The sequence below is a fragment of the Tissierella creatinophila DSM 6911 genome (assembly GCF_001940565.1).
GTDB classification, from domain to species: Bacteria; Bacillota; Clostridia; order Tissierellales; family Tissierellaceae; genus Tissierella_A; species Tissierella_A creatinophila.
Map to the genome: position 1 here is coordinate 12987 of NZ_LTDM01000005.1, position 19503 is coordinate 32489.

Annotated in this window: 26 protein-coding genes; all 26 read right to left on the reverse strand. The window is 31.7% G+C overall.

The window, feature by feature from the left end; genetic code table 11:
• Nucleotides 1-5 precede the first annotated feature (5 nt).
• The 26 genes from TICRE_RS01990 to lspA all read right to left on the reverse strand — a co-directional run bounded on the left by TICRE_RS01990 (nucleotide 6) and on the right by lspA (nucleotide 19249).
• Nucleotides 6-878 (reverse strand): secretion protein F, encoded by an 873-nt coding sequence (locus TICRE_RS01990; RefSeq protein WP_075724612.1) that lies wholly within the window; start codon nucleotides 876-878, stop codon nucleotides 6-8.
• Between the two features lie 5 nt (nucleotides 879-883).
• Entirely contained in the window at nucleotides 884-1813 is a 930-nt protein-coding gene (locus TICRE_RS01995; RefSeq protein WP_075724614.1) for a type II secretion system F family protein, read from the reverse strand.
• A gap of 5 nt (nucleotides 1814-1818) precedes the next feature.
• On the reverse strand, nucleotides 1819-3402 hold the full coding sequence (locus TICRE_RS02000; protein WP_075724616.1) for a CpaF/VirB11 family protein: 1584 nt from the start codon (nucleotides 3400-3402) through the stop codon (nucleotides 1819-1821).
• Entirely contained in the window at nucleotides 3396-4205 is an 810-nt protein-coding gene (locus tag TICRE_RS02005; protein ID WP_075724618.1) for an AAA family ATPase, read from the reverse strand. The genes TICRE_RS02000 and TICRE_RS02005 overlap by 7 nt, the downstream gene beginning before the upstream one ends.
• 1 nt (nucleotide 4206) lies before the next feature.
• Nucleotides 4207-5037 (reverse strand): Flp pilus assembly protein CpaB, encoded by an 831-nt coding sequence (cpaB, locus tag TICRE_RS02010; RefSeq protein ID WP_075724620.1) that lies wholly within the window; start codon nucleotides 5035-5037, stop codon nucleotides 4207-4209.
• Between the two features lie 12 nt (nucleotides 5038-5049).
• Nucleotides 5050-5493, reverse strand: a complete 444-nt coding sequence (locus TICRE_RS02015; RefSeq protein ID WP_084191740.1) for a prepilin peptidase — start codon at nucleotides 5491-5493, stop codon at nucleotides 5050-5052.
• Nucleotides 5483-5713, reverse strand: a complete 231-nt coding sequence (locus tag TICRE_RS02020) for a DUF6133 family protein (protein WP_075724622.1) — start codon at nucleotides 5711-5713, stop codon at nucleotides 5483-5485. Before TICRE_RS02020 ends, TICRE_RS02015 begins: the two co-directional genes overlap by 11 nt.
• A gap of 24 nt (nucleotides 5714-5737) precedes the next feature.
• Nucleotides 5738-6292, reverse strand: a complete 555-nt coding sequence (locus TICRE_RS02025) for a YodL domain-containing protein (protein WP_075724624.1) — start codon at nucleotides 6290-6292, stop codon at nucleotides 5738-5740.
• A gap of 90 nt (nucleotides 6293-6382) precedes the next feature.
• Nucleotides 6383-6883, reverse strand: coding sequence for a hypothetical protein (locus TICRE_RS02030; RefSeq protein ID WP_075724626.1), 501 nt, complete (start codon nucleotides 6881-6883; stop codon nucleotides 6383-6385).
• Between the two features lie 29 nt (nucleotides 6884-6912).
• A complete protein-coding gene (locus TICRE_RS02035; RefSeq protein WP_075724628.1) occupies nucleotides 6913-7740 on the reverse strand; it encodes a DNA adenine methylase in 828 nt (275 codons plus the stop codon).
• 18 nt (nucleotides 7741-7758) lie between these two features.
• On the reverse strand, nucleotides 7759-8097 hold the full coding sequence (locus TICRE_RS02040; RefSeq protein WP_158016383.1) for an HTH domain-containing protein: 339 nt from the start codon (nucleotides 8095-8097) through the stop codon (nucleotides 7759-7761).
• Between the two features lie 128 nt (nucleotides 8098-8225).
• Nucleotides 8226-8513: a hypothetical protein gene (locus TICRE_RS02045; RefSeq protein WP_075724632.1), complete on the reverse strand. Its 288-nt coding sequence runs from the start codon at nucleotides 8511-8513 to the stop codon at nucleotides 8226-8228.
• Between the two features lie 75 nt (nucleotides 8514-8588).
• The gene (locus tag TICRE_RS02050) at nucleotides 8589-9608 is read right to left on the reverse strand and encodes a hypothetical protein (RefSeq protein WP_075724634.1); all 1020 of its coding nucleotides are present in this window, start codon (nucleotides 9606-9608) and stop codon (nucleotides 8589-8591) included.
• Nucleotides 9605-9883 (reverse strand): DUF4314 domain-containing protein, encoded by a 279-nt coding sequence (locus tag TICRE_RS02055; protein ID WP_075724636.1) that lies wholly within the window; start codon nucleotides 9881-9883, stop codon nucleotides 9605-9607. Before TICRE_RS02055 ends, TICRE_RS02050 begins: the two co-directional genes overlap by 4 nt.
• Entirely contained in the window at nucleotides 9876-11537 is a 1662-nt protein-coding gene (locus TICRE_RS12920) for an antirestriction protein ArdA (protein ID WP_084191742.1), read from the reverse strand. Before TICRE_RS12920 ends, TICRE_RS02055 begins: the two co-directional genes overlap by 8 nt.
• Nucleotides 11538-11553: 16 nt before the next feature.
• Nucleotides 11554-12243 (reverse strand): hypothetical protein, encoded by a 690-nt coding sequence (locus TICRE_RS02070; RefSeq protein WP_075724638.1) that lies wholly within the window; start codon nucleotides 12241-12243, stop codon nucleotides 11554-11556.
• A gap of 211 nt (nucleotides 12244-12454) precedes the next feature.
• Nucleotides 12455-12562: a hypothetical protein gene (locus TICRE_RS13710; protein ID WP_158016387.1), complete on the reverse strand. Its 108-nt coding sequence runs from the start codon at nucleotides 12560-12562 to the stop codon at nucleotides 12455-12457.
• Nucleotides 12563-12708: 146 nt separating this feature from the next.
• Complete coding sequence (locus tag TICRE_RS02075) at nucleotides 12709-12978, reverse strand: thioredoxin family protein (protein ID WP_075724640.1); 270 nt, start codon at nucleotides 12976-12978, stop codon at nucleotides 12709-12711.
• On the reverse strand, nucleotides 12971-13393 hold the full coding sequence (locus tag TICRE_RS02080) for a MerR family transcriptional regulator (protein ID WP_075724642.1): 423 nt from the start codon (nucleotides 13391-13393) through the stop codon (nucleotides 12971-12973). Before TICRE_RS02080 ends, TICRE_RS02075 begins: the two co-directional genes overlap by 8 nt.
• 87 nt (nucleotides 13394-13480) lie before the next feature.
• Nucleotides 13481-14290, reverse strand: coding sequence for an ABC transporter permease (locus tag TICRE_RS02085; RefSeq protein WP_075724644.1), 810 nt, complete (start codon nucleotides 14288-14290; stop codon nucleotides 13481-13483).
• Nucleotides 14277-15248, reverse strand: coding sequence for an ABC transporter ATP-binding protein (locus tag TICRE_RS02090; protein ID WP_075724646.1), 972 nt, complete (start codon nucleotides 15246-15248; stop codon nucleotides 14277-14279). The genes TICRE_RS02085 and TICRE_RS02090 overlap by 14 nt, the downstream gene beginning before the upstream one ends.
• A 177-nt stretch (nucleotides 15249-15425) precedes the next feature.
• Nucleotides 15426-15677 carry a TraM recognition domain-containing protein gene (locus TICRE_RS13360; protein WP_332881334.1) on the reverse strand — a complete coding sequence of 84 codons (252 nt, stop codon included), beginning with the start codon at nucleotides 15675-15677 and terminating at the stop codon, nucleotides 15426-15428.
• Nucleotides 15678-16087: 410 nt separating this feature from the next.
• Complete coding sequence (locus TICRE_RS02100; RefSeq protein ID WP_332881333.1) at nucleotides 16088-16636, reverse strand: Csac_0668 family 2Fe-2S cluster-binding (seleno)protein; 549 nt, start codon at nucleotides 16634-16636, stop codon at nucleotides 16088-16090.
• A 20-nt stretch (nucleotides 16637-16656) separates the two neighbouring features.
• A complete protein-coding gene (merA, locus tag TICRE_RS02105; RefSeq protein WP_158016385.1) occupies nucleotides 16657-18069 on the reverse strand; it encodes a mercury(II) reductase in 1413 nt (470 codons plus the stop codon).
• A 1-nt stretch (nucleotide 18070) separates the two neighbouring features.
• Nucleotides 18071-18424: an ArsR/SmtB family transcription factor gene (locus tag TICRE_RS02110; RefSeq protein WP_075724650.1), complete on the reverse strand. Its 354-nt coding sequence runs from the start codon at nucleotides 18422-18424 to the stop codon at nucleotides 18071-18073.
• 369 nt (nucleotides 18425-18793) lie between these two features.
• The gene (gene lspA, locus TICRE_RS02115) at nucleotides 18794-19249 is read right to left on the reverse strand and encodes a signal peptidase II (protein ID WP_075724652.1); all 456 of its coding nucleotides are present in this window, start codon (nucleotides 19247-19249) and stop codon (nucleotides 18794-18796) included.
• Between the last annotated feature and the right edge of the window lie 254 nt (nucleotides 19250-19503).

Consider the following 19503-nt stretch of genomic DNA (forward strand, 5'->3'; position numbering starts at 1 on the left):
ACCCCCTAAAACAATCCACTAAAGGAACGGATAATTTCATAGATAATGATTGATAAATAAACACCCATAAAGCACATAAGCATTATAAAAGAGAAGACTCTTATTTTTGGTGGAATTTTCATTGCTTCTGATTTCAGCCTTTGCAGTTCTAGTTGTTTCATATCATGAGAAAGCATTTGAAAATACATTGTTCCATCATCACCACGAAGAACACCTATTAATCCTCTAGTTATATCTGATAGCATTGGCGAATTGATTCTTGCCTCAAATCTTGTAAGGGCTGCTTCATAAGATGAAGACCTCATATCTGCAGTTAATATATCTAGTTCCTTTGTGAAGTCCTCTCCTGCATTTTTCTTAAAGTTTTCTAACATGGACAATACATCCCTGCTTGCCTTTAATTCTTGAGTAATTGTTGCTACAAATCTGGGAAGTTCTCTTTCTATCTTTTCTCTTTTCTCCTTTAATTCCTCATCAGCCTTCTTTATTTCCTTGAAATATGTCATTATACTAAGGAATAAGATTATTGGCGCCAATAGAGGAAGTATTATTAGTGCTGGAATTACTCCAATTCCAATTAAACTTGCCTTTACAATGGCTGATGCCATATATTCTTCAGGTGTCATATTTATTCCAGATGCATTTAATGTATTTCTCATTCTAGCTTTTTTATATTCATCCATAGGGATATATTTTGAAAGTCTTACTGCCCATCCTAAAAGTAATATGTCAATATTCTTTGATTTTTGCTTCCCTTCTCTTCCTGCTGACTGCATAGCTTTTTGTGTAGCTAATCTTGGAAGTTTAAGTAAATCAGAGATAATAAAGAACAAACCAAGAGCAAGGAGTATTCCAAAAATAAAGATTAAAAATATCATTCTATCTACCTCCTATACTCTATTGGCTGAGTTAGTTTAATTACAAAGGCAGTTGATATAAATATAGCTATAAAACATGTGGCAAGGACTATCTGACCCATTATGGTATGCATCAAAGTGTGATACCAGTCTTTATTTAGAAAATATAAAAGTGGAATATTACCAAGGACTAGAATCTGCATAGTGATGAATTCTTTTCTTGGCTCAAATACCATGTTTTCAAGTTCTCCATTTACTACTCTCATATCAGATAGTTTACTGACAATAGGTGTTAAGGTAGTTTTTAAACTTCTATCAAATTGGCAAGCAATCAGAGCATCACACCATTCATGAAAAACAGCATTATCAATCCTTGGTTTCATATCTTGTAAAGATGCTGTAATGTCTGGGTTTATCAGTCTAACTCGAGAAATAAACTCCTTAAATACAGACAGTACCGGTGGATTTAAATAGTCTATATTTTCTTCTACTGCAGTTACAATATCTTCATTTCTTAAATAAGCAGTTGTAATTATACTAAGTGCTGTTTCTAATTCTGCTGAAATAGCCTTTTTAAAATGAGTTTGAGTAAGCCTTACATACCAAAAGGGTATAAACATAAAGCCTATTGCCATTACTGGTACTAAAAAATAGTTATTAATTATAATGGAAATAGATGCTCCTATTGAAAAAAGCAAAAGTGATAATGCACAGAGTATTGGGAACATCTTTTCCCTTCCAGTTATACTTAAAATTTCTTGTACTTCAGTTATTTCTTTTCTTAAAAAGGACATCCTTTTCCTCTTAGTGGTCTCATTAATTTCTTCTTTTATGCTTTTAGGCTTACTAGTTAATTTGATAAAAATACTATCAGTAAAGTCCATTGGTGAGATATTGAATAATATAAAAAAGCCTGTAATCATTCCGATACAGGCGATTAATAAAATGGTACTCATATGCTTTATACCTCCTTCTTCTTAAGCTTTTCTATTGTATCAATGGGCATTCCATTTTCTAAAAATCTTTTAGATAAGCTTTCAGATATACTATTAATTTGTTTATGGTTTCCTTTAATTAGAAACTCCCCATCTTCCAATCTGTTTTCAGTAATAATATATTGGAATAATGTTCTATAGTTTCTTGTGCCATCAGGTAAGATTTCACATTCCATAATCTCCATCATTTTTCTTTCTTTGTTTTCTAATTGTTTACAAAATACAACTATAGGATAGGCTTCAGTTACATATCCCATTAATGTTTCATCTGTCATATCTACTGCTCTTTTGCAAAGAGACACCATTCTTCTATAAGTTGCTTCACAGGAATTTGAATGTATAGTTGTAAGAACTGCTACTCCAGTTCTAGCCGCCTCCTGTGCTGCATTGGCCTCTGCTCCACGCATTTCTCCTACAACAATAATATCAGGATTAAAGCGAAGAGACATATCTAAAAGTGTTATCTGATCTATTCTTTGCCTTTCATTATCACTATCACGAGTAATAGTATGGATTACTGAATTAGCTACTCTTCCATTCTTCTCACGAACCAGTGATAATTCCCTAGATCCATTCTCTATAGTAAATATCCTTTTATTATCTGGTATTGTTGTAAGTAGCCAGCCTGCAATTGTTGTTTTACCTGAACTTGTTGCACCTGCCACACAGACAGAAATTCCATATCTTATACATTCAGATAAAAAATCTAGCATATTATTGGTTGCAGTTCCACCATTTATAAAATCTTCTTTCATCATATTCTGTGGATTTACTATACGAATAGATGCTGCAATACCCACATCTTCATCTACCAATGGGGTTTTTAAAACTGCTATACGAATATTTTTTGATAAATGTCCAAGGACTGCTGGACTTGCGTTATCTAGCACCATTCCTGATATATGAAGCATTCTCCTTATTACATTGATTGCGTGTTCAGGTGAGTCAAAATGCTCCTTAAGTTTTTCACTTCTTCCATCTGAATATTGTATTTCAATATCCTTCCATGAGTTTATATCAATTTCTTCTATACCATCTCCATGAATGTATTTAGTTAAAAAACCAAACTCAGCCATTTCACTATATAGAGCATCTATCAGTTTGTTTCCATCCATACCCCTTACCGAAATTCTTTTATCCTGAACATATTTTGAGATATACCTTTTTAGATGTTCCTTAGAATCCTCTATAGTTTCATCTGTTATAAGGATTGAATAATTATTTGAAATATATTCCTGAACATCTTTTAATACTGATGAGAAATCTTTACCTTCTGATTCTGGGGCGAAAAATAGAGAGTGGGTTCTGTTATCAGATCCTAACTCTCTTTGTGACTTTGCTGATATATTATTTTCTTCACTATCCACTGATATATCTTTATTTTGTATCTCTGCATTATCTGTAGAATACTGTATATTTGTTATTTCTTTACTCTTATGTTTCTCTGAATCCTCATTATTAACAGGTGATTTAATATCAGATTCAGCTAGTTCTTCAAAGTTTTCTATATCCTCTATAAAAATAGATTTATTTCTTTTCTGTCCTAACACCCAAACACCTCCTTTACTATCTTTTCCATTTCCTTTCGAAACAATCTACTATCCTTCATTGATAGGTCTCCAAATAAGTCTCCTGCAAGGTATTGGGCCTCTAGTTCTTCTGAATGAGGGAGTTTAAAGGCTACTGATCCAAGTGCCTGACTTATATGTTCAACTCCTTGCTGTGGCTTTAAATTTGATGCTATTTTATATTGCTTATCAGCATCCCATTTGCTATCCCTAAGAAGTGGCAATTGACTTGATAGATAACTAATGCTTTTCAAATCACAATTAGCCAGTCTTAATACTGAATCAGCCTCCATTAATGCAACTGCTGACAAGATATCATTTGCTATATAGCTACCACAATCAATAATTATAAAAGGTGCTATTTCACGTAAACTTTCTATAAGTTCCCTTGCTTGTTTTTCAGAATATGGGGGATAGGTATATTCATTTTCTCCTTTTAACATTCCAAGGATAGTTAAATATGATAACTTTTTATGGGTTATCATATTATGTTTTATTAAGGCTTCATTTACATGGGTTGCTGCAAGGATACTTCCTAAGGATTTTTCATGTTCCAAATCTGATGGTGGACAAATGCATGGAAGCATTGGTGCAGTCATATCACATAATACTAAAACTACATTCTTTCTTTTGTCAGCTAGATATTTTGCTAACTTAGTAGCAAGAGTTGTTTTTCCACTTCCTGGACTTCCCCATACTGCTAAAACTCCCCCATGTAGAATATCTTCATATTCCCTTTCTTCTGTATTTCTTTTAAATATTCCTTTTTTCTTGAAATTCAGCAATCTATTCCACCTCACTATCCTCAGTTTCTTTCTCTTTTTCTTGGCTAGTATTTTCTATATTACTAGCATTATTATCCGTTTCAGTTAATTCTTCCTCTTCAGGCTCTGCATATATTTCTTCTATAATCTCCTCTTGTATTTCAATAAACTTCCTTGTATTTTCAGGTATTCCCCTATATACCAAGGATAAATGCGATTTAGAATCAGCCTCTAGTTCTGCAAGGATATTCCCTTGTTCTGGTGATACAAGAAGAGTTACTGTCGATGGAAGTTCCCTCTCATCTTCCACTATTTGTTCTCCAGTATTTGCATCATATCCTGATGAAGCAGTTACAGATATTACTTCCACATATTTAAGTTCTGCTGGTATCACTGTTTCACCCTGCTTTTTATAATCAGGTGCAATTACAGACACTATATCCCCAGATTGAAGTTTTCCAGAAAGACCATTGGCAAATGTTTTAATAGTTATTGATATTGCTTGTTTACTTCCATCAAGGTTGTATAAATAGGCATTTTCTGCTGCTGGTATATCTGATAACTTTGTATTTAAAATATAGTCTCCAATTCCTAAATCAGATAATGCATATTTCCCTATTACTGTTTCTTTAGTTCTAATAATATTATCAGGTAAATTATAACCACCTACTTCAACTACCTGAACCATATCCTTTGTGATCTCATCTCCTGATTTTATCTCTTTTACTGCTCTTACAATCTCTGTCCTTTCGCTCACACTTTTATTAAATAAGGGAGTTAGTCCAAAGCTGATAATTAAAGAAAGTACAATACATATTACACCTATTACAGTTCTATTTTTAATAAATCCCATTTCCATTTCCTCCTAAGTCATAAAATATATAATCATAAAATATATAATCATAAAACCTATCCCTAAAAAGGGAGCAAGTGGCATTGGTAAATTCCTAGCCACTTGCTTTTTCATTACTTTAGATTTTAAGACTATTAGTAAATAAAATAATACTAAGAAACTAAGTCCTAGTATTAAACCATATATTCCTTTCCAAAATCCAAGGACTATACCTGCTGATGCTACTAGCTTAATATCTCCACCACCTATGCTATCTTCTATTATTATTGCTGCTATTACAAATGGTATGCCAATTACCATTCCAAATAGATTGTTAAAGTTAAAATCCAGCAGTCCAGCCAAACCAATGAGGACACAGATTATATTTGGTATTTCCCTTCTTTTAATATCTGTATAAGATGCAACCATAAGCAGAGAAGAAAAAAGTAAGCCTTGAATAATTGTATTATCCAGCATAGTTAAACATTTCTTGAATCTTTTGATTTAAAGTAGGCATAACTACTTCACCAAATAATAGGTACAAACCTGCCAGGAGTAATGCCCCTAATACAACTGATATTAGAATCTTTACTGCAGTATCAATATATCCTTCTCCACTATTATTACTTACTGCTAACTTCACGGATATTGCCTTTCTTGTAATAAGTTGATTTACCTTCTTAATCATATTTTTCATATAGTTCTTCCTCCTAAAATTTATTTACATAGTCATTTCCATATCTTGACTTGGTTCCCCAAGTTTAAAGTCAATTTCCTTAAAGCCAAATCTGTCTACATAATAATATTCACTGCTTGTACCATCATAAAGTTCTATTACATCAGATATAGACAAGGAATGCCCTTTAAATTCTTGAGGATGGTCTAGATTAAACTTTGTGTAAATTTCCTCTAAATCATTGGTTTCAATTTCCCCATCATAGACAATTTTGTAATTATCCCTATCTAATTCACCGAAGTTTTCCATAAGTTCTTCATATCCTATAAACTTTCGATCAGGACTTACATCAGTTTTTAATTGCCATATACGGCAATCCTTTAAGGCCTTTACTTCCTCATCACTAAAGACTAGACCTCCATTTGACAATCTTTCAAAGACACCATCCTTCCACTTAGGTATAAGATTCCTTTGCAGTATCCAGTTTTCTAACTCTTCACTTCTAAACATAGAGTCTAAAGTTACCTTTTCTTCTTCTACATAGCCTGCAGGATTTCCATAATAAAAAATACAACTATTTTTAAGCTGAATACCACTCATATTGCACCTCCATTTCTTTGGTTTTACTTTTATTATCTAGTTTGCATCACCCCCTTCAAGGTTTTATATATGGAAATATTTCCTTAGAGCCTATTCATCACCATATACGATGTTTTCCAATATTAAATTTTCCTCTAATTCTCTAATGCAAACACCCGATATTTCAAAAATATCTATAACAAATTGAGGTACATCTGCCATATCATAATTATGATCAGACTCTATAACTACAATTTCACCACTATCTTCTTCTGTATAAGCACAAAGTTTTGCATTTATTGGGATACCTGCTTCTTCTAAAAGATAGTCTGGTAGAAGAATTTCATCAAATTCTTCAAATCTTGTACAGTATGAACAATCATCACATCTTCCACAAATTCCTGCTAAATGGGTTATTAAATCTTCTGATAAGTTTTTAAGTCCCTCTGCTATTTTTATTAATTCCATTGCATTCATTGTTCCTTTCATTACTATAAACCCATTTTCTACTGTCTTTAACTCTAAATCTCTGCTATTTAATATCTTTGATGCTTTTAAAACCTCTAAGGGTATGATGATGTTTTTATTGGAACTTTCTTTAATAATTTTCATTTATCTTTTCTCTCCTTTTTCTTTTCTTCTTAGATTCCATTTTCTGTTTCAAATAAGTTTATCTGTGATGGCTTACTGTTTTTTCTTTCCTCCATATCATAATTAGCTATTAGTATTTCGGAAAATTGGGCACCATTGTCATAACGCTGTTTAATATTATTAATTCTAGTAAAGCTTTCAATCTGGATATTTGGTGCATCATATAAATCTCTAATATATTCACAATCATTGTAGGAAAGGAGAAACTTTCCCTCTATACTCATTAAAGTATCCCTAAGCCTTATATGATCCTTTTCTTGAAATCCACCTTCTCCTACATTTTTATAGTATTTTTCTGTTTCAAAATATGGTGGATCTAAATAGAAAAAACTGATAGGGCGATCATATTGGCCTATCAGTTTTTCAAAATCCTTGTTTTCAATTACAACTTTACTTAATCTTCTATGTGCCTGCTCTATTAGGGGAAAGTTAACCCACATGTCGTGGGGCTGGCTTCCAAAGCTAGTTAGTCCTGAGGCATAGCTATATCGAATAAGCTGATAAAAATAAGATGCCTTTAATACATCACTTTCAGGACTATCTGTGGAAAGTACATCTTTTACCCTAGCAAAATCTTCTCTAGAATTTAATACAAAATATAAGGCTTCCATTAATTCATTAGGCTTTTCTCTTACACAACGAAATAGATTAGTTAGAAGTCCATTAAAATCGTTATATACTTCAAAATCATTACCAGGAGGTTTATGAAAAAGTACCCATCCACCACCTCCAAACACTTCTATATATCTTTCATAATAAAGAGGAAATGATGACACTATTAATTCTCTTAGTGCCTTTTTCCCACCTATCCAACTCATAAAACTGTTTATATTAGATCACCTCTTTTCTTCGCCACCATCTATTTGAAGGATTAGCTGGCCACTATTATCAGGAAATCTCTTTAGTGACTTTACTAATCCATTCTTTGCTCTTGCAATCTCTCTGATTCTGCTTGTCATTTGATATATACTGTTTAAAACTTCATCAGTATCCTCTGCATAGTAGTAGCCATTTTCATCACTGCAAATTGGGATTCCATCATTTCTTAATTGATTAACTATTTTTCTGATAGTTCTGCTACTAATAGAAAGCTTGTTTTGAAGATATGCACTGGATGCTGCCTTTTCTTTTCCTGTATGATAATCTTTTAGGTATTTTAAAAATTCATTTTCCACCTCCATCTCCTCCTTTTATCAATCTTTATGGAAATAAAAAAAGGCCGATTGCTTAACTGTAAATTACAGTAATCAATCGGCCTTAACTATTTTTAGGTATTAAAAAACACGGTCTTCTTTCTACCGTGCTATACTAAGATTCCAAGGGCTTTTAAAAGTTTAATTGAATCTTTTATTCCTTCAATATAAATAAACTCTTGCATTTCCCTTTCTATGAAATTAGATATATCTTTGTAATCTTCTATCTTTCTTTTTACTTCTATTGGAATATCTTTGTTTTCATACAGTTCCTTACTTAATATTTTTACACTTTCTACTGCCTCCTTTACCTCTTCATTTTCCTCAATTAATTTAAAATATGCCATCTCTAACCTTTCCACCAATGCATCTTCTAATATCTCCTTATACTCATCCATATGTCCCACCCCCTTCAAGGAACACAATATACCACAAGTCTTAGGAGATATCGATTAGAATTTAATTATATTTTACTACTCCATTAATAAACTTATATTAGCTGGTTCTTTACTAAGTTGATAATGAAATTTTTCATCATTTCTTTTAATAAATCCATATTTACAAGATACTAATTCTTCTTTTTCAATATCTGCTTTAGCATATTTTACATAGTCAAAATTATCTCCAAGTATAGTACCATCTTTAACAATTTTATCCCTATCTGCTACAAACCTTCCATATCTTTCAAGATCAGCAGTCTTTGGTAAATAATCATAACAGTCTAGATTTTGCGAAATATCTAAGGCATAATCAAGTCTTGTGCAGTTTTCTAGTTCCATTGCTGATTTAAAATGCTCTAAGAAAAAATCCTTATCATCATAGGATTCATCTAGTAAATATCCTAAGTTATTTCCATCTATAATTAATTCTTCTATGCTTTCATATTGCTCTATTAAATCTTTAATATTTGGCAGTATACATTTGACATCTTCTAATTTGGCTTTATTTACATCTTCTATGCCTAAAGAGTCTAAAGCTAATTCTAATTCATCAAGTTCTCCAGTTGATCTTTCATAATCAGGTAAGTTTACCCATACTCCTTCATGATTATGTTTACTAGATAGTTTAAGTTTAACTGCCCAGTCCCCTTTAGATAATTCATCTATATTTGTACCGTCATATATTTGTTTAATAATACCTCTTGGAATTACATATCCCTTATTTGTAAATGTTCCTTGAAAATCTTCATGATATTCTCTGCCTAATTTTTCTGTATTAATAAACTTTAAGGCTTCATCCCTTGCATGTTCTTTATACTTGGCTACATATTCTCCTAGAGATCTTTCATCAGCTACATTGTGATAATAATCAAATCTATATAATTGTTCTGTAATGTTAATTAAATCAGCTGCATTATTTACTTTGTTTAACTCAACTGCTCCCTCTAGGATAGATCTTTCCTTTACAGACAACTCTTTGAATCTATCTTGTAAATACTCTAACTCTTCCTGATTCTTTTCAAGACTATTAATTAAATCATCTAAGTTCTTCATAGGGTCATACCTCCCATACCTTGGTCATTGGATTGTTCCTGACTAGTTTCTTGTGGTCTAGATAATACTTTAAAATTATCTTCTCCAGGTATTAAACCAAGTCCTCTTCCATTATCCCACTTCATATGGATTGTACCTATATCATCTACTCCTATTACTGTTCCTTTAATGCCTTTCTCTACGCCTTGGATATCATCCATTGTAGAAAGTAATTCTATCCTTGTTCCCACAGGGTACCTTTCTTTTATTCTCTCCACCTGCTTTCTTTTATTCAAAGTTCATCCCTCCCATTATTTGTTCCTGATTTATTCCTAATTCTTCTGCTGATTTTATAAACCAATCCTTATAGTTCCAAAAGCTTACATAAATATCTCCTATGTCAGTACTTATCTCTCTTTGCTCGAAACCCTCTCCCCAGCCATCAGAAACTTGTCCGGTCACACAACCCTTTATTTTCTCAAGTTCCTTCGTAGTTAGGTCATCATTTAATGTTAATATTGCTACACCCATCAACTCATCATCTACCATTTCTACAGAGAATTCATATTTAGCTACCTTGCCATTTACACTGTCATGTTCATCATAATAGTGCATAAGACCTCTTTCTTTTTCTTCTGGAAGAGTATCCCTTTCTATGGCTTCATGGATCTCATCAATATAATCAACTATTTCATAGTTTCCTAATTCCAAAGGTTCATTTAAGCTTTCTCTATAGCCATAATCATTTTCTATATCATAGGTTGTAACAGTTAGGGGCATATATAGTTTCATTATCTTTTGCTCTTTTATTTTAGGCATCTTCATACCAAGATTTTCTGATAGTATATTTGATAGCTTTTGATTGTAACCATGGTAGATAATATATCCCTTATCAGAAAATGTACCTAATTCATTTTTCATTTTCACTTCACCATATCTTTTAAAATCAATATAGTCTTCTAGATTATGGTCATATTCAAAATGTCCTGACTCACAAATCATATATCTACCATAGTCTTCTGCAGTTTTTATTCCATCAAATAGTTCAAACTCGTACATTGATTCTGCTAATAATAGAACTTCATCAATGGTTCTAGGGTTTACATAGTCCATAAGTCTTTCAAAGTATCTTATATGCCCTTTCTTTTCCATGAATTCCTTGGACACTTTATTTAAGGTATCTATTTTTTCTACTGGATTTATATTCTCTGGAATCATTTCTAATACATTATCAGGTAGGTTATGACTATCAATATTAACTTCACAGTCTTGTAAGTATGATACTTCTAATCTCATTAAGGCCTTTTCAATTTCAATATCAGAACAAGGAAGGTATATAAACTCACTTTCATCCTTTGCTTTCAATTCAACTGTTGCCATGGATTCTTTCCAGCCATAGGGTGGAAACTGCTTTCCATTATATACTTGCTCTACTTCATTTGAGTTTCTATATAGGACACCATAGGGAGTTACAGTAGCACTTTTATTACTTTTTATTACTTCCATTGCATATTCTTCTCCATCTAATTCATCTAATTCTTTAGTTGCTACTGCCATTTTCTCAGTTAAGTATAGATCCTTTCCTATCTTATTAAAGTTACTAAAGTTATTTATAAGGCTGTAGCAATGTAAGTTAAAACTCAGGTTTATTAAATCTGCCATTGATTTAGGTTCTTCTGCAAAGGCTGTAGCATAAAACTTTTCTATTTCTTTTGGACTAAGACCATCAAATCTTTTCATTAAATAATTTAGTTCATCTATATTTACATTTTTATCAGCCATAATATTTGAAAATCTTTCATCCCTGCTGCCTTCTACATAGCAGTTTGCCCCTGTGCTTATTTCTATTCCTAGTTCATTGCATACTTCTTGAAGTTTATCTTCCTCCATCGGAAACCATATGGTCTTTATTTTATTATCATCACTTGATTTTTTGATTGTAATATTCAAATTTTAATCCCCCCTTCTATTTAGTAATTAAAAATATCTCTGCACCATATCTATTGATTAATGCAGAGTTAATGATTGCTTTAAAAGTCATATCATCAATTAATTCTTCATCTGCAAGTTCATTAATTTTTATACACTCCTTCCCAGTTGATATGGTTTTTGCAGTTTGATATAGGGCATATGCTTCAGTATCTATTTCTTTAAGACATATTTGTTTAAGGTCAATCTTACCTTGACTTACTATATCTTCTGAACTTTTCCATAAACTTTCATCTGCAGTTAGAAGAAAAAGAATGGTAATATATCCAAGAGATATATCATTGATATCTAAACTTTTCTTTTGTAGAAAATTATAGAATCTTTCCTTATGGTTATGATTTAGAAATATTTCACCCTTAAATTTACTTACTAGACTTTTTAATCTTTCTTGTACATAATAATTATTTATCTTTGCAAAGCATTCTCTGACTAGATCCTTATATCTACATCTATCCACATTAATTTTCAAATCCGAACCAATGTATCCACATTCATTCCAACCATTGTTAATATTTATAAGATTGCAGTTACAATCTTTTGCACCTCCTTCACAGTTAAAATAATTATTAATGACTATACCACTTCTTCTTGGCTGAAAATTTGGCACCATTACCATCAGCTGTTCTATTCCCTCCAATGATGTACCATACATAAATAATTTTGACATTGTTCTCATTCCTTTCAATTTTATTCTGAAATAAAAAAGAGGCGGAGCCTATCGATCATAAGTTGATCGAAGACTTCGCCTCTTTGTGTTTCTATATCTAAGTTTGGTTTTTCAGAAAGAATATTAATCTTTTTACAATACTAACTTTATAATATTATTTAATACAAAGAAATTATTTCATGGATAAATCCCTTACCTATTGCATCCTGAATCAATAATCAGTATCACTAACCTGCTCAATCAGTTCATCAAGTAAAATATGTTTTACTGCAATATTTTTTACAAGCGTCCCCTGTTTTTTACATGCTGGGTAAATTATTTACTTCTATTCAAAATGTGCTTCCATTGAGTCACTACAACGTTTATTTAATACGATTAGTGCAACAATAAAAATTGTTGCACTAATCTTATTATTTTATTTCTTAATAACTTGGTAAATAAATATTACCCTGGTCCATAAAGTAATTATTGCCCCAATCCAGCTACCCTTAATATTTCAATATCAATTCCCTTGTTTTTACAACAATCAACTAGTTTGCCATCGATTGCTACTGCCGGAACAGATTGAATTCCATATTTTTTTGCTTTATCTTCGCACTCATTTGTTTCACACTTTTTATTTAAATCATAAACTACCACTTCGCAGTTAGGGCATGCTAATTCTTTAATTTGCTTTACAGTATTATCACACACATAACAACCTGCAGTGAACACTTCAATTAATCTTTTAGCCATTTTTTACACCTCCTTTCGATAAAGTTTCAATAATTGGGCATTTACAAATAGGATTGCCTGGCCCAGGACATTGAGTAGACAAGTCTTCTAAAGCAAATTTCATTTTTTCAAGATCATGAATTTTTAATTCAATCTCCCTAATTTTTCGAGTAGCAAATTCAAGAATTTCTTTAGAATCAAAGTGCTCTTCATCTTCGGTAATTGCTAGAAGTTTTTCAATTTCATCGAGGGAAAATCCTAATTCTTGAGAACGTTTGATAAATTTAATCCTCTCGACAGTTTCTAAAGGGAATATTCGATAACCTGACTCAGTTCTAGGTGGTTCTGAAATTAAACCACGCCTTTCATAATACCTAATGGTTTCAATATTTACATTAGATTTTTTTGCAACTACACTTATTGATAAACCTTTCATTAATATCACCTTCTAATATAATTATAATGTCTGTATCTAGGTACAGAGTCAAGGCTTTTTTAATTTTATTATATTAAAAATGATTATCTACCATTTCCCACCTGACATACGAGCAAATCTTTTAGCTCCAAAATAACCCATTATAAGTGAACTTATGATTATTCCTGATATACTATATATCAAATGCATATGACTGATTTGTGGTGTTAAAACTGCTCTTAATGCTTCATTAACATATAATAAAGGATTTATTAAAACTAGCTTTTGAATAATTGGTGTTGCACTTAATGCATTCCAAGAGAAGAATATAGCTCCTGTGAAAACCAAAGGCATTAAGAAGCCTGGGAACATGGCTGCAATTTGGCTTGGTTTTATTATTGTACCGACCAAAAGACCAAGAGTTGCTGAGCAAATAGCAGCAAGTATCAATATTGGAATAAGCATTAGGATACTTTGAGTGTTTATTGTTATATCTAGAGAACTGGCCATAAATAGTAGGGATACTGGCAATACTATCAATCCACCAATCCATGATTCCAAAATTCCTACAAACATCTTGGCAAAAGCCACCACTCTTACATTAACAGGTGCTTGTAAACGATCCTCTATTTCTCTAGACATATTAAAATCCATTGTTAAAGGAACTGCTGTACCATGGATTCCCGTTACCAAAATGCTCATGCCCACCATCCCAGGAAACATCTGATTTGGGAAAGTTGGTGCAACAATTCCAACTCTTGGTAAGATATATCCGTAAAGAAGAATTAATACAAAAGGTAACATGGCTACACGAAATACAAACTCCCATTTATCCCTTGCTTGAATTACTAAGTCACGTTTGACCATAGTTTTAAATGCTATCCAATTCGAATTATTATTTATCTCATTTGTTTTCATTATGCTCTACACTCCCCTTTCCAGTTAAATGTATGAATACATCATCAAGTGTACTTGCACTTAAGCTTATATTTTGTAAAGGTGAATCTAATTTATTCACCCATTCTAAAATCTGATTGAAATCAGGTTTATTATGCTTCATATATAGAAGTAGTACGCCATTTTTAATCGCAGCATTTTTTACTTCGGGTAAGGTCTTAGCCTGTTCAGCAAATTTCGGATCAAGATTGGCTAATTTTATCGAAATAATATTATTGCTAGGAATTAGTGCTTTTAATTCTTCAACTCTTCCAATAGCTTTTAACTCTCCCTTATCAACAATAGCAATTCGATCGCAAAGTTGTTCTGGCTCTTCCATATAATGAGTTGTAAGAAATATTGTGGTTCCAGCCTTATTTAAAGCTAGCATTTGTTCCCATAATATAGATCTATAACTAGGATCTAGACCAGTTGTTGGTTCATCTAAAAATAAAATATCAGGGTTATGCATAATAGCACGAGCTATTTTTAAGCGTTGTGCCATTCCTCCTGAATAACTTCTCACATAATCATTTTGTCGTTCGGTAAGTCCAAACTTATCAAGGTACTCATCAGCTCTTTTATTTGCCGTTTTATCATCTATCCCAAAATATTTGGCATGATATATTAGATTTTCCCTTGCAGTTAATCCTCTATCCAGATTATTATGTTGAGCAACTACGCCTATTTTTCTACGTGCTAGAGCAGGGTCTTCTAAAATTGATTGTTCATCAATAAAGATTTTACCTGATGTAGGTTCTAACTGAGTTGTCACCATACTAATTGTTGTACTTTTACCAGCTCCGTTTGGTCCTAAAAAACCAAAAATTTCTCCTCGTTGGACTTCAAAGCTAATATCACGCACAGCTTTCACTTGTCGTTCCTTTGATATTGGAAATACTTTGTGCAAACATTCCACTCTAAGAATTACATCTGACATTTCATTGTTCTCCTTTCATTTTAAGTTATTACAATTACCACTTTTAATTGAATAGCACTATTCCATTAGCTACATCAATAGACTATATCTTTCCCTTAAATTATTTAATCAATCAAGTTATATCATCATTATAATGCCTGTACCTAAGTACAGAGTCAAGGGGTCAAAAATACTTTTTTAATGTAATAATGCCTTAGATAGAACATAAGCAGTTTCTGAGTTAGGAGCAAATCCGCCAAAGATAGAAAGCTGACAGTTTTCAGTTATAATTTCACTGCCTTCTTTTCCATAGTTCTTATCAAGCTGTGCAAAAGATTGAATGATGAGTACTAATGATATTTTTCTTGAACGACCTGCACTAAGCATCATTTCAAAGGATTCAATCTTTAGGATTGTACCAATTTTGACAATACTGTAGATAGAACTGATGCCATTGCTCGTTCAGTAGTTAGCTGCACCTGCAAACCATATTGCCTTATGTTCTGGTGGTAAATCCATCAGTAGCTGAAACTGGCTCTTCCCTTTAACCTTTAAGTCCTGCACCATTTTGAATAGCATAAGTTAACCTAAGATTTCGCCTCTTTGTGTTTCTATATTTAGTTTTTTACTTATATAAAACAACAGCACCAAGATTTTTGCATCTCAGTGCTGTTGACGTTTTTAATTTAATTCTAAAGATAAAAACTATGCTCATTTTCTACTAATTAAATACAACCTATTAAACATTTTTTTCACTGTCGCAGATAATCAGAGCAAAATCATGTCTTAATGTATCATTAAATATAAACACCTAATCATTTGGTTAGGACAATGCTTGTATCAATTTTTCTTTTGTGTTTTTACAACACAACATAAGAAGAATTAGTCTTATGCTTATTTAGGGTTTCTTTTATTTCTAGACCTTTTTTTATTGCCTCTTGTATAATTGGACTACAGCATTTTCCTAATGGATTTTTAGTTTCGCATTTACCATTTTTCATTGCACCTGTTAATACTATTATATCCTTCATATTTTTTGCATCTTTATTAATAACAGCATCTATAATTTGATCTTCTGTAACTTTGTTGCAGTAGCATATATATTTAGGATTAGCATCATTTTTAAACCAAATAGGTTCTTTCACATCTTTTTTATCAAATCTATTATCAGATTCTTGACCATAATATACAACAGAGCAAGCTTCGTTCATACATAAATAATAGTCATTATCTCCAACATGTTCTTTAACCTTATCAATTACCATATGCTTTACAGTTATGTTTTTTACAAGTTTGCCTTCTTCTCCGCATACAGGGCATAAATTATTTTTTTCTACCATACTGGCAGATTCTGTTTTACTCCCTCAGCAAGATTTACTTTCAAAACTAAACTCTTCTTTTATTATCATTGATTGTCATCCCCCTTTACTTATTCAGCACAACAGCTAAGTTTTTTCATATCCTTATCAAAGGATTGTGCAACAAGTTTTATTGCTTCTGACATAGTAGGGTATACGTGTATAGTATTCGATATATCAGTGTTTGTGAGATCAAATTGTATTGCTAAAGTTGCCTCTTGGATAATCTCTGCTGCTAACTCACCTATTGCATGAACCCCCAGAATCTTCTTAGTGTCTTTATCAATAATCATCTTTACAAATCCTTGAGTATTTCTAATTGTAGCTGCTTTTGGAACTAATTCCATATCTAAAGACCTGCTATCAACTTTAAATCCTAACTCTATAGCTTCAGCTTCCTTAAGTCCTACAGATGACACCTGAGGATTAGTAAATATTGCATGGGGAACTGCTTTATAGTTAGGTTTTCTTATATTGTTCTGAGTAGCATTTTCACCCGCTACTGAACCTTCATGGGCATTTACTGTAACAAGCATATAGTTTCCTATAACATCACCAGCTGCATAAACATTAGGATTTGATGTTTGTAGATATTCATTAACTTTTATAAAACCTTTTTCATCTACTATTACTCCTGCCTTTTCCAGCCCCATGTTGTCAGAGTTTGGGGTTCTCCCTGTGGCTATTAATAATTGGTCACCTTCAAAAGTCTGTTCATTCCCGTCTTTTATAACAGTTACATATTTCCTATTATTTTCTTCATACACTTTTTGAAACGAAAGATCTGTTACAATATTTATTCCCTGATTTTTTAGTGCTTTTTCTAAGGCCTTAGAAACTTCAGGTTCTTCATTTTTAACTATTCTTCCGCTTCTTTGTAGAATTGTAACCTTTGAACCAAACATAGAAAACATTTGAGCAAACTCAACAGCGATCCAGCCACCACCTATAATAACTAATTTTTCAGGTAACTTATCTAACTCCATAATTTCAATATTTGTTAAGTATTTTACACATTCTAATCCATCAATTTTAGCAACAGAAGATCTAGAACCAGTTGTAATTATATATTTAGAAGCCTTATACTGTTTTTCATTTACTCGGATGGTATCTTGATTAATAAATTCAGCCTTACCTTTAAGTAAGGTGATATTTTTGTCATCTTCATAAATATCGATATATTTTTCTTTTCTTAGCTCTGCAATCAGATTATCTTTTTGCATAATAATCTCTTTGAAATCTAAACTTACTTGTTTCATATTGATGCCCGCAAAAGGGTTCTCTTTTCCAAAATGATATACTTCTGCTGCTCTTAGCAAGTTCTTGGTAGGCACACATCCTACATTTAAACATGTTCCTCCAACTACTCCACTTTCAACAACTGCAACCTTCTTATTAAACTGAGAAGCCTTAATTGCTGCAGCAAACCCTGCCGAGCCACCTCCAATAATAATTAAATCAAAGTCTTTTGAATTTCCACTCATTTTAGCCCTCCTTGTTTTCAACATACTTTTCATTTTTTAAAATTTCACAAGTACATATTTTATCTGTATTTCCATCAGCTATAGATTGCCCTAGCTGAACTAGTGCTAATACTCTTTCATCTGAAATAGAGTAATAAACATTCTTCCCATCCCTTAATGCTTTCACATAGTTACACCACCTTAAGCATTGCAATTGCATTGATATAAGACTTTGGGAGCACCCAATGTCCTCTGTCAATTCTCCAACATTTTTAGGACCATCTAATAAGGATAATATAATTCTATATCTCGTGGGATTTGATAATCCATGAAAAAATTTTGTATATACTTCAATTTGCTCATCAATAGTTTGCATAACTTTACCCCCTAAATAAACCCAGACATACAATTAACCCAACTGAAACTATTATCATACTCAAGTAATTGTCTAGTATTTTTTGAATCAATATCGTTTCTTGCAATAAAGTAAAATTCATCCTTAATAAGAATAAACATATCAATATATGTTGATATGTTTATTCTACCATAATATGAACATGAGTACAATACAATCTAACAGTATAGATTCTATTAACTACTCATAATTTTCTACTGATGCACATTATATAAAGTTTCCTCCAGACCATCAGATTATTATTCCATCTTTCCAAACTTGTTTTCCTATTTCTATCCTATCATATCTAGATTAGATTTCAACAAGAAGAAGCAACCTGTATTTTTGGTATTATTCTACATTTTTAAATTCTTGAAACAAAATCATATATGATAACAATATTGTGCCTGAAACTATAAATATATCTGCAAAATTAAAAATTGCAAAATTTATCAATGTAAAGCTAAAGAAATCAATTACAAAATTTAATCTAACCCTATCAATTAAATTTCCCAGTGCGCCACATATTATAAAAACAAGAGATAAGTTGAATAGAAACATACCTTTTCTTAAGTTTTTTATTAAATAGAATATTAGACCTAAAACAACAATCGATGATATAATTATTAAAAAAGTTTGTTTGTTCTGTAATATGCTAAATGCAGCTCCAGTGTTTCTTGCATAGGTTAAGTGAAATATATCTTGTATTAAAGGATATGAACCAATTGGCTTAAGATATAGTTCTGCTAGATACTTGGTATACTGGTCAATAAATAATAATATAATAGCTAATAAGATATAAAACATAATTTCCCTCCAATTATTTTAGGTACTAATCTAGTAAATATACCCTTATTTTTTTAATAAATTTTCTAATCTCATACTTCATCTTCATTCAATATTATTACAGATATTTTAAGCGTATATACTAATTACTTATATTAACTATACTTGAATATTTGTTGTTCACATATTCATTGTATCAAAATTGTTTATTAGCGCCATTTAATTATCATAACCATTATACAATATCATCATTAATTATTGTTCTTAATTTAAAC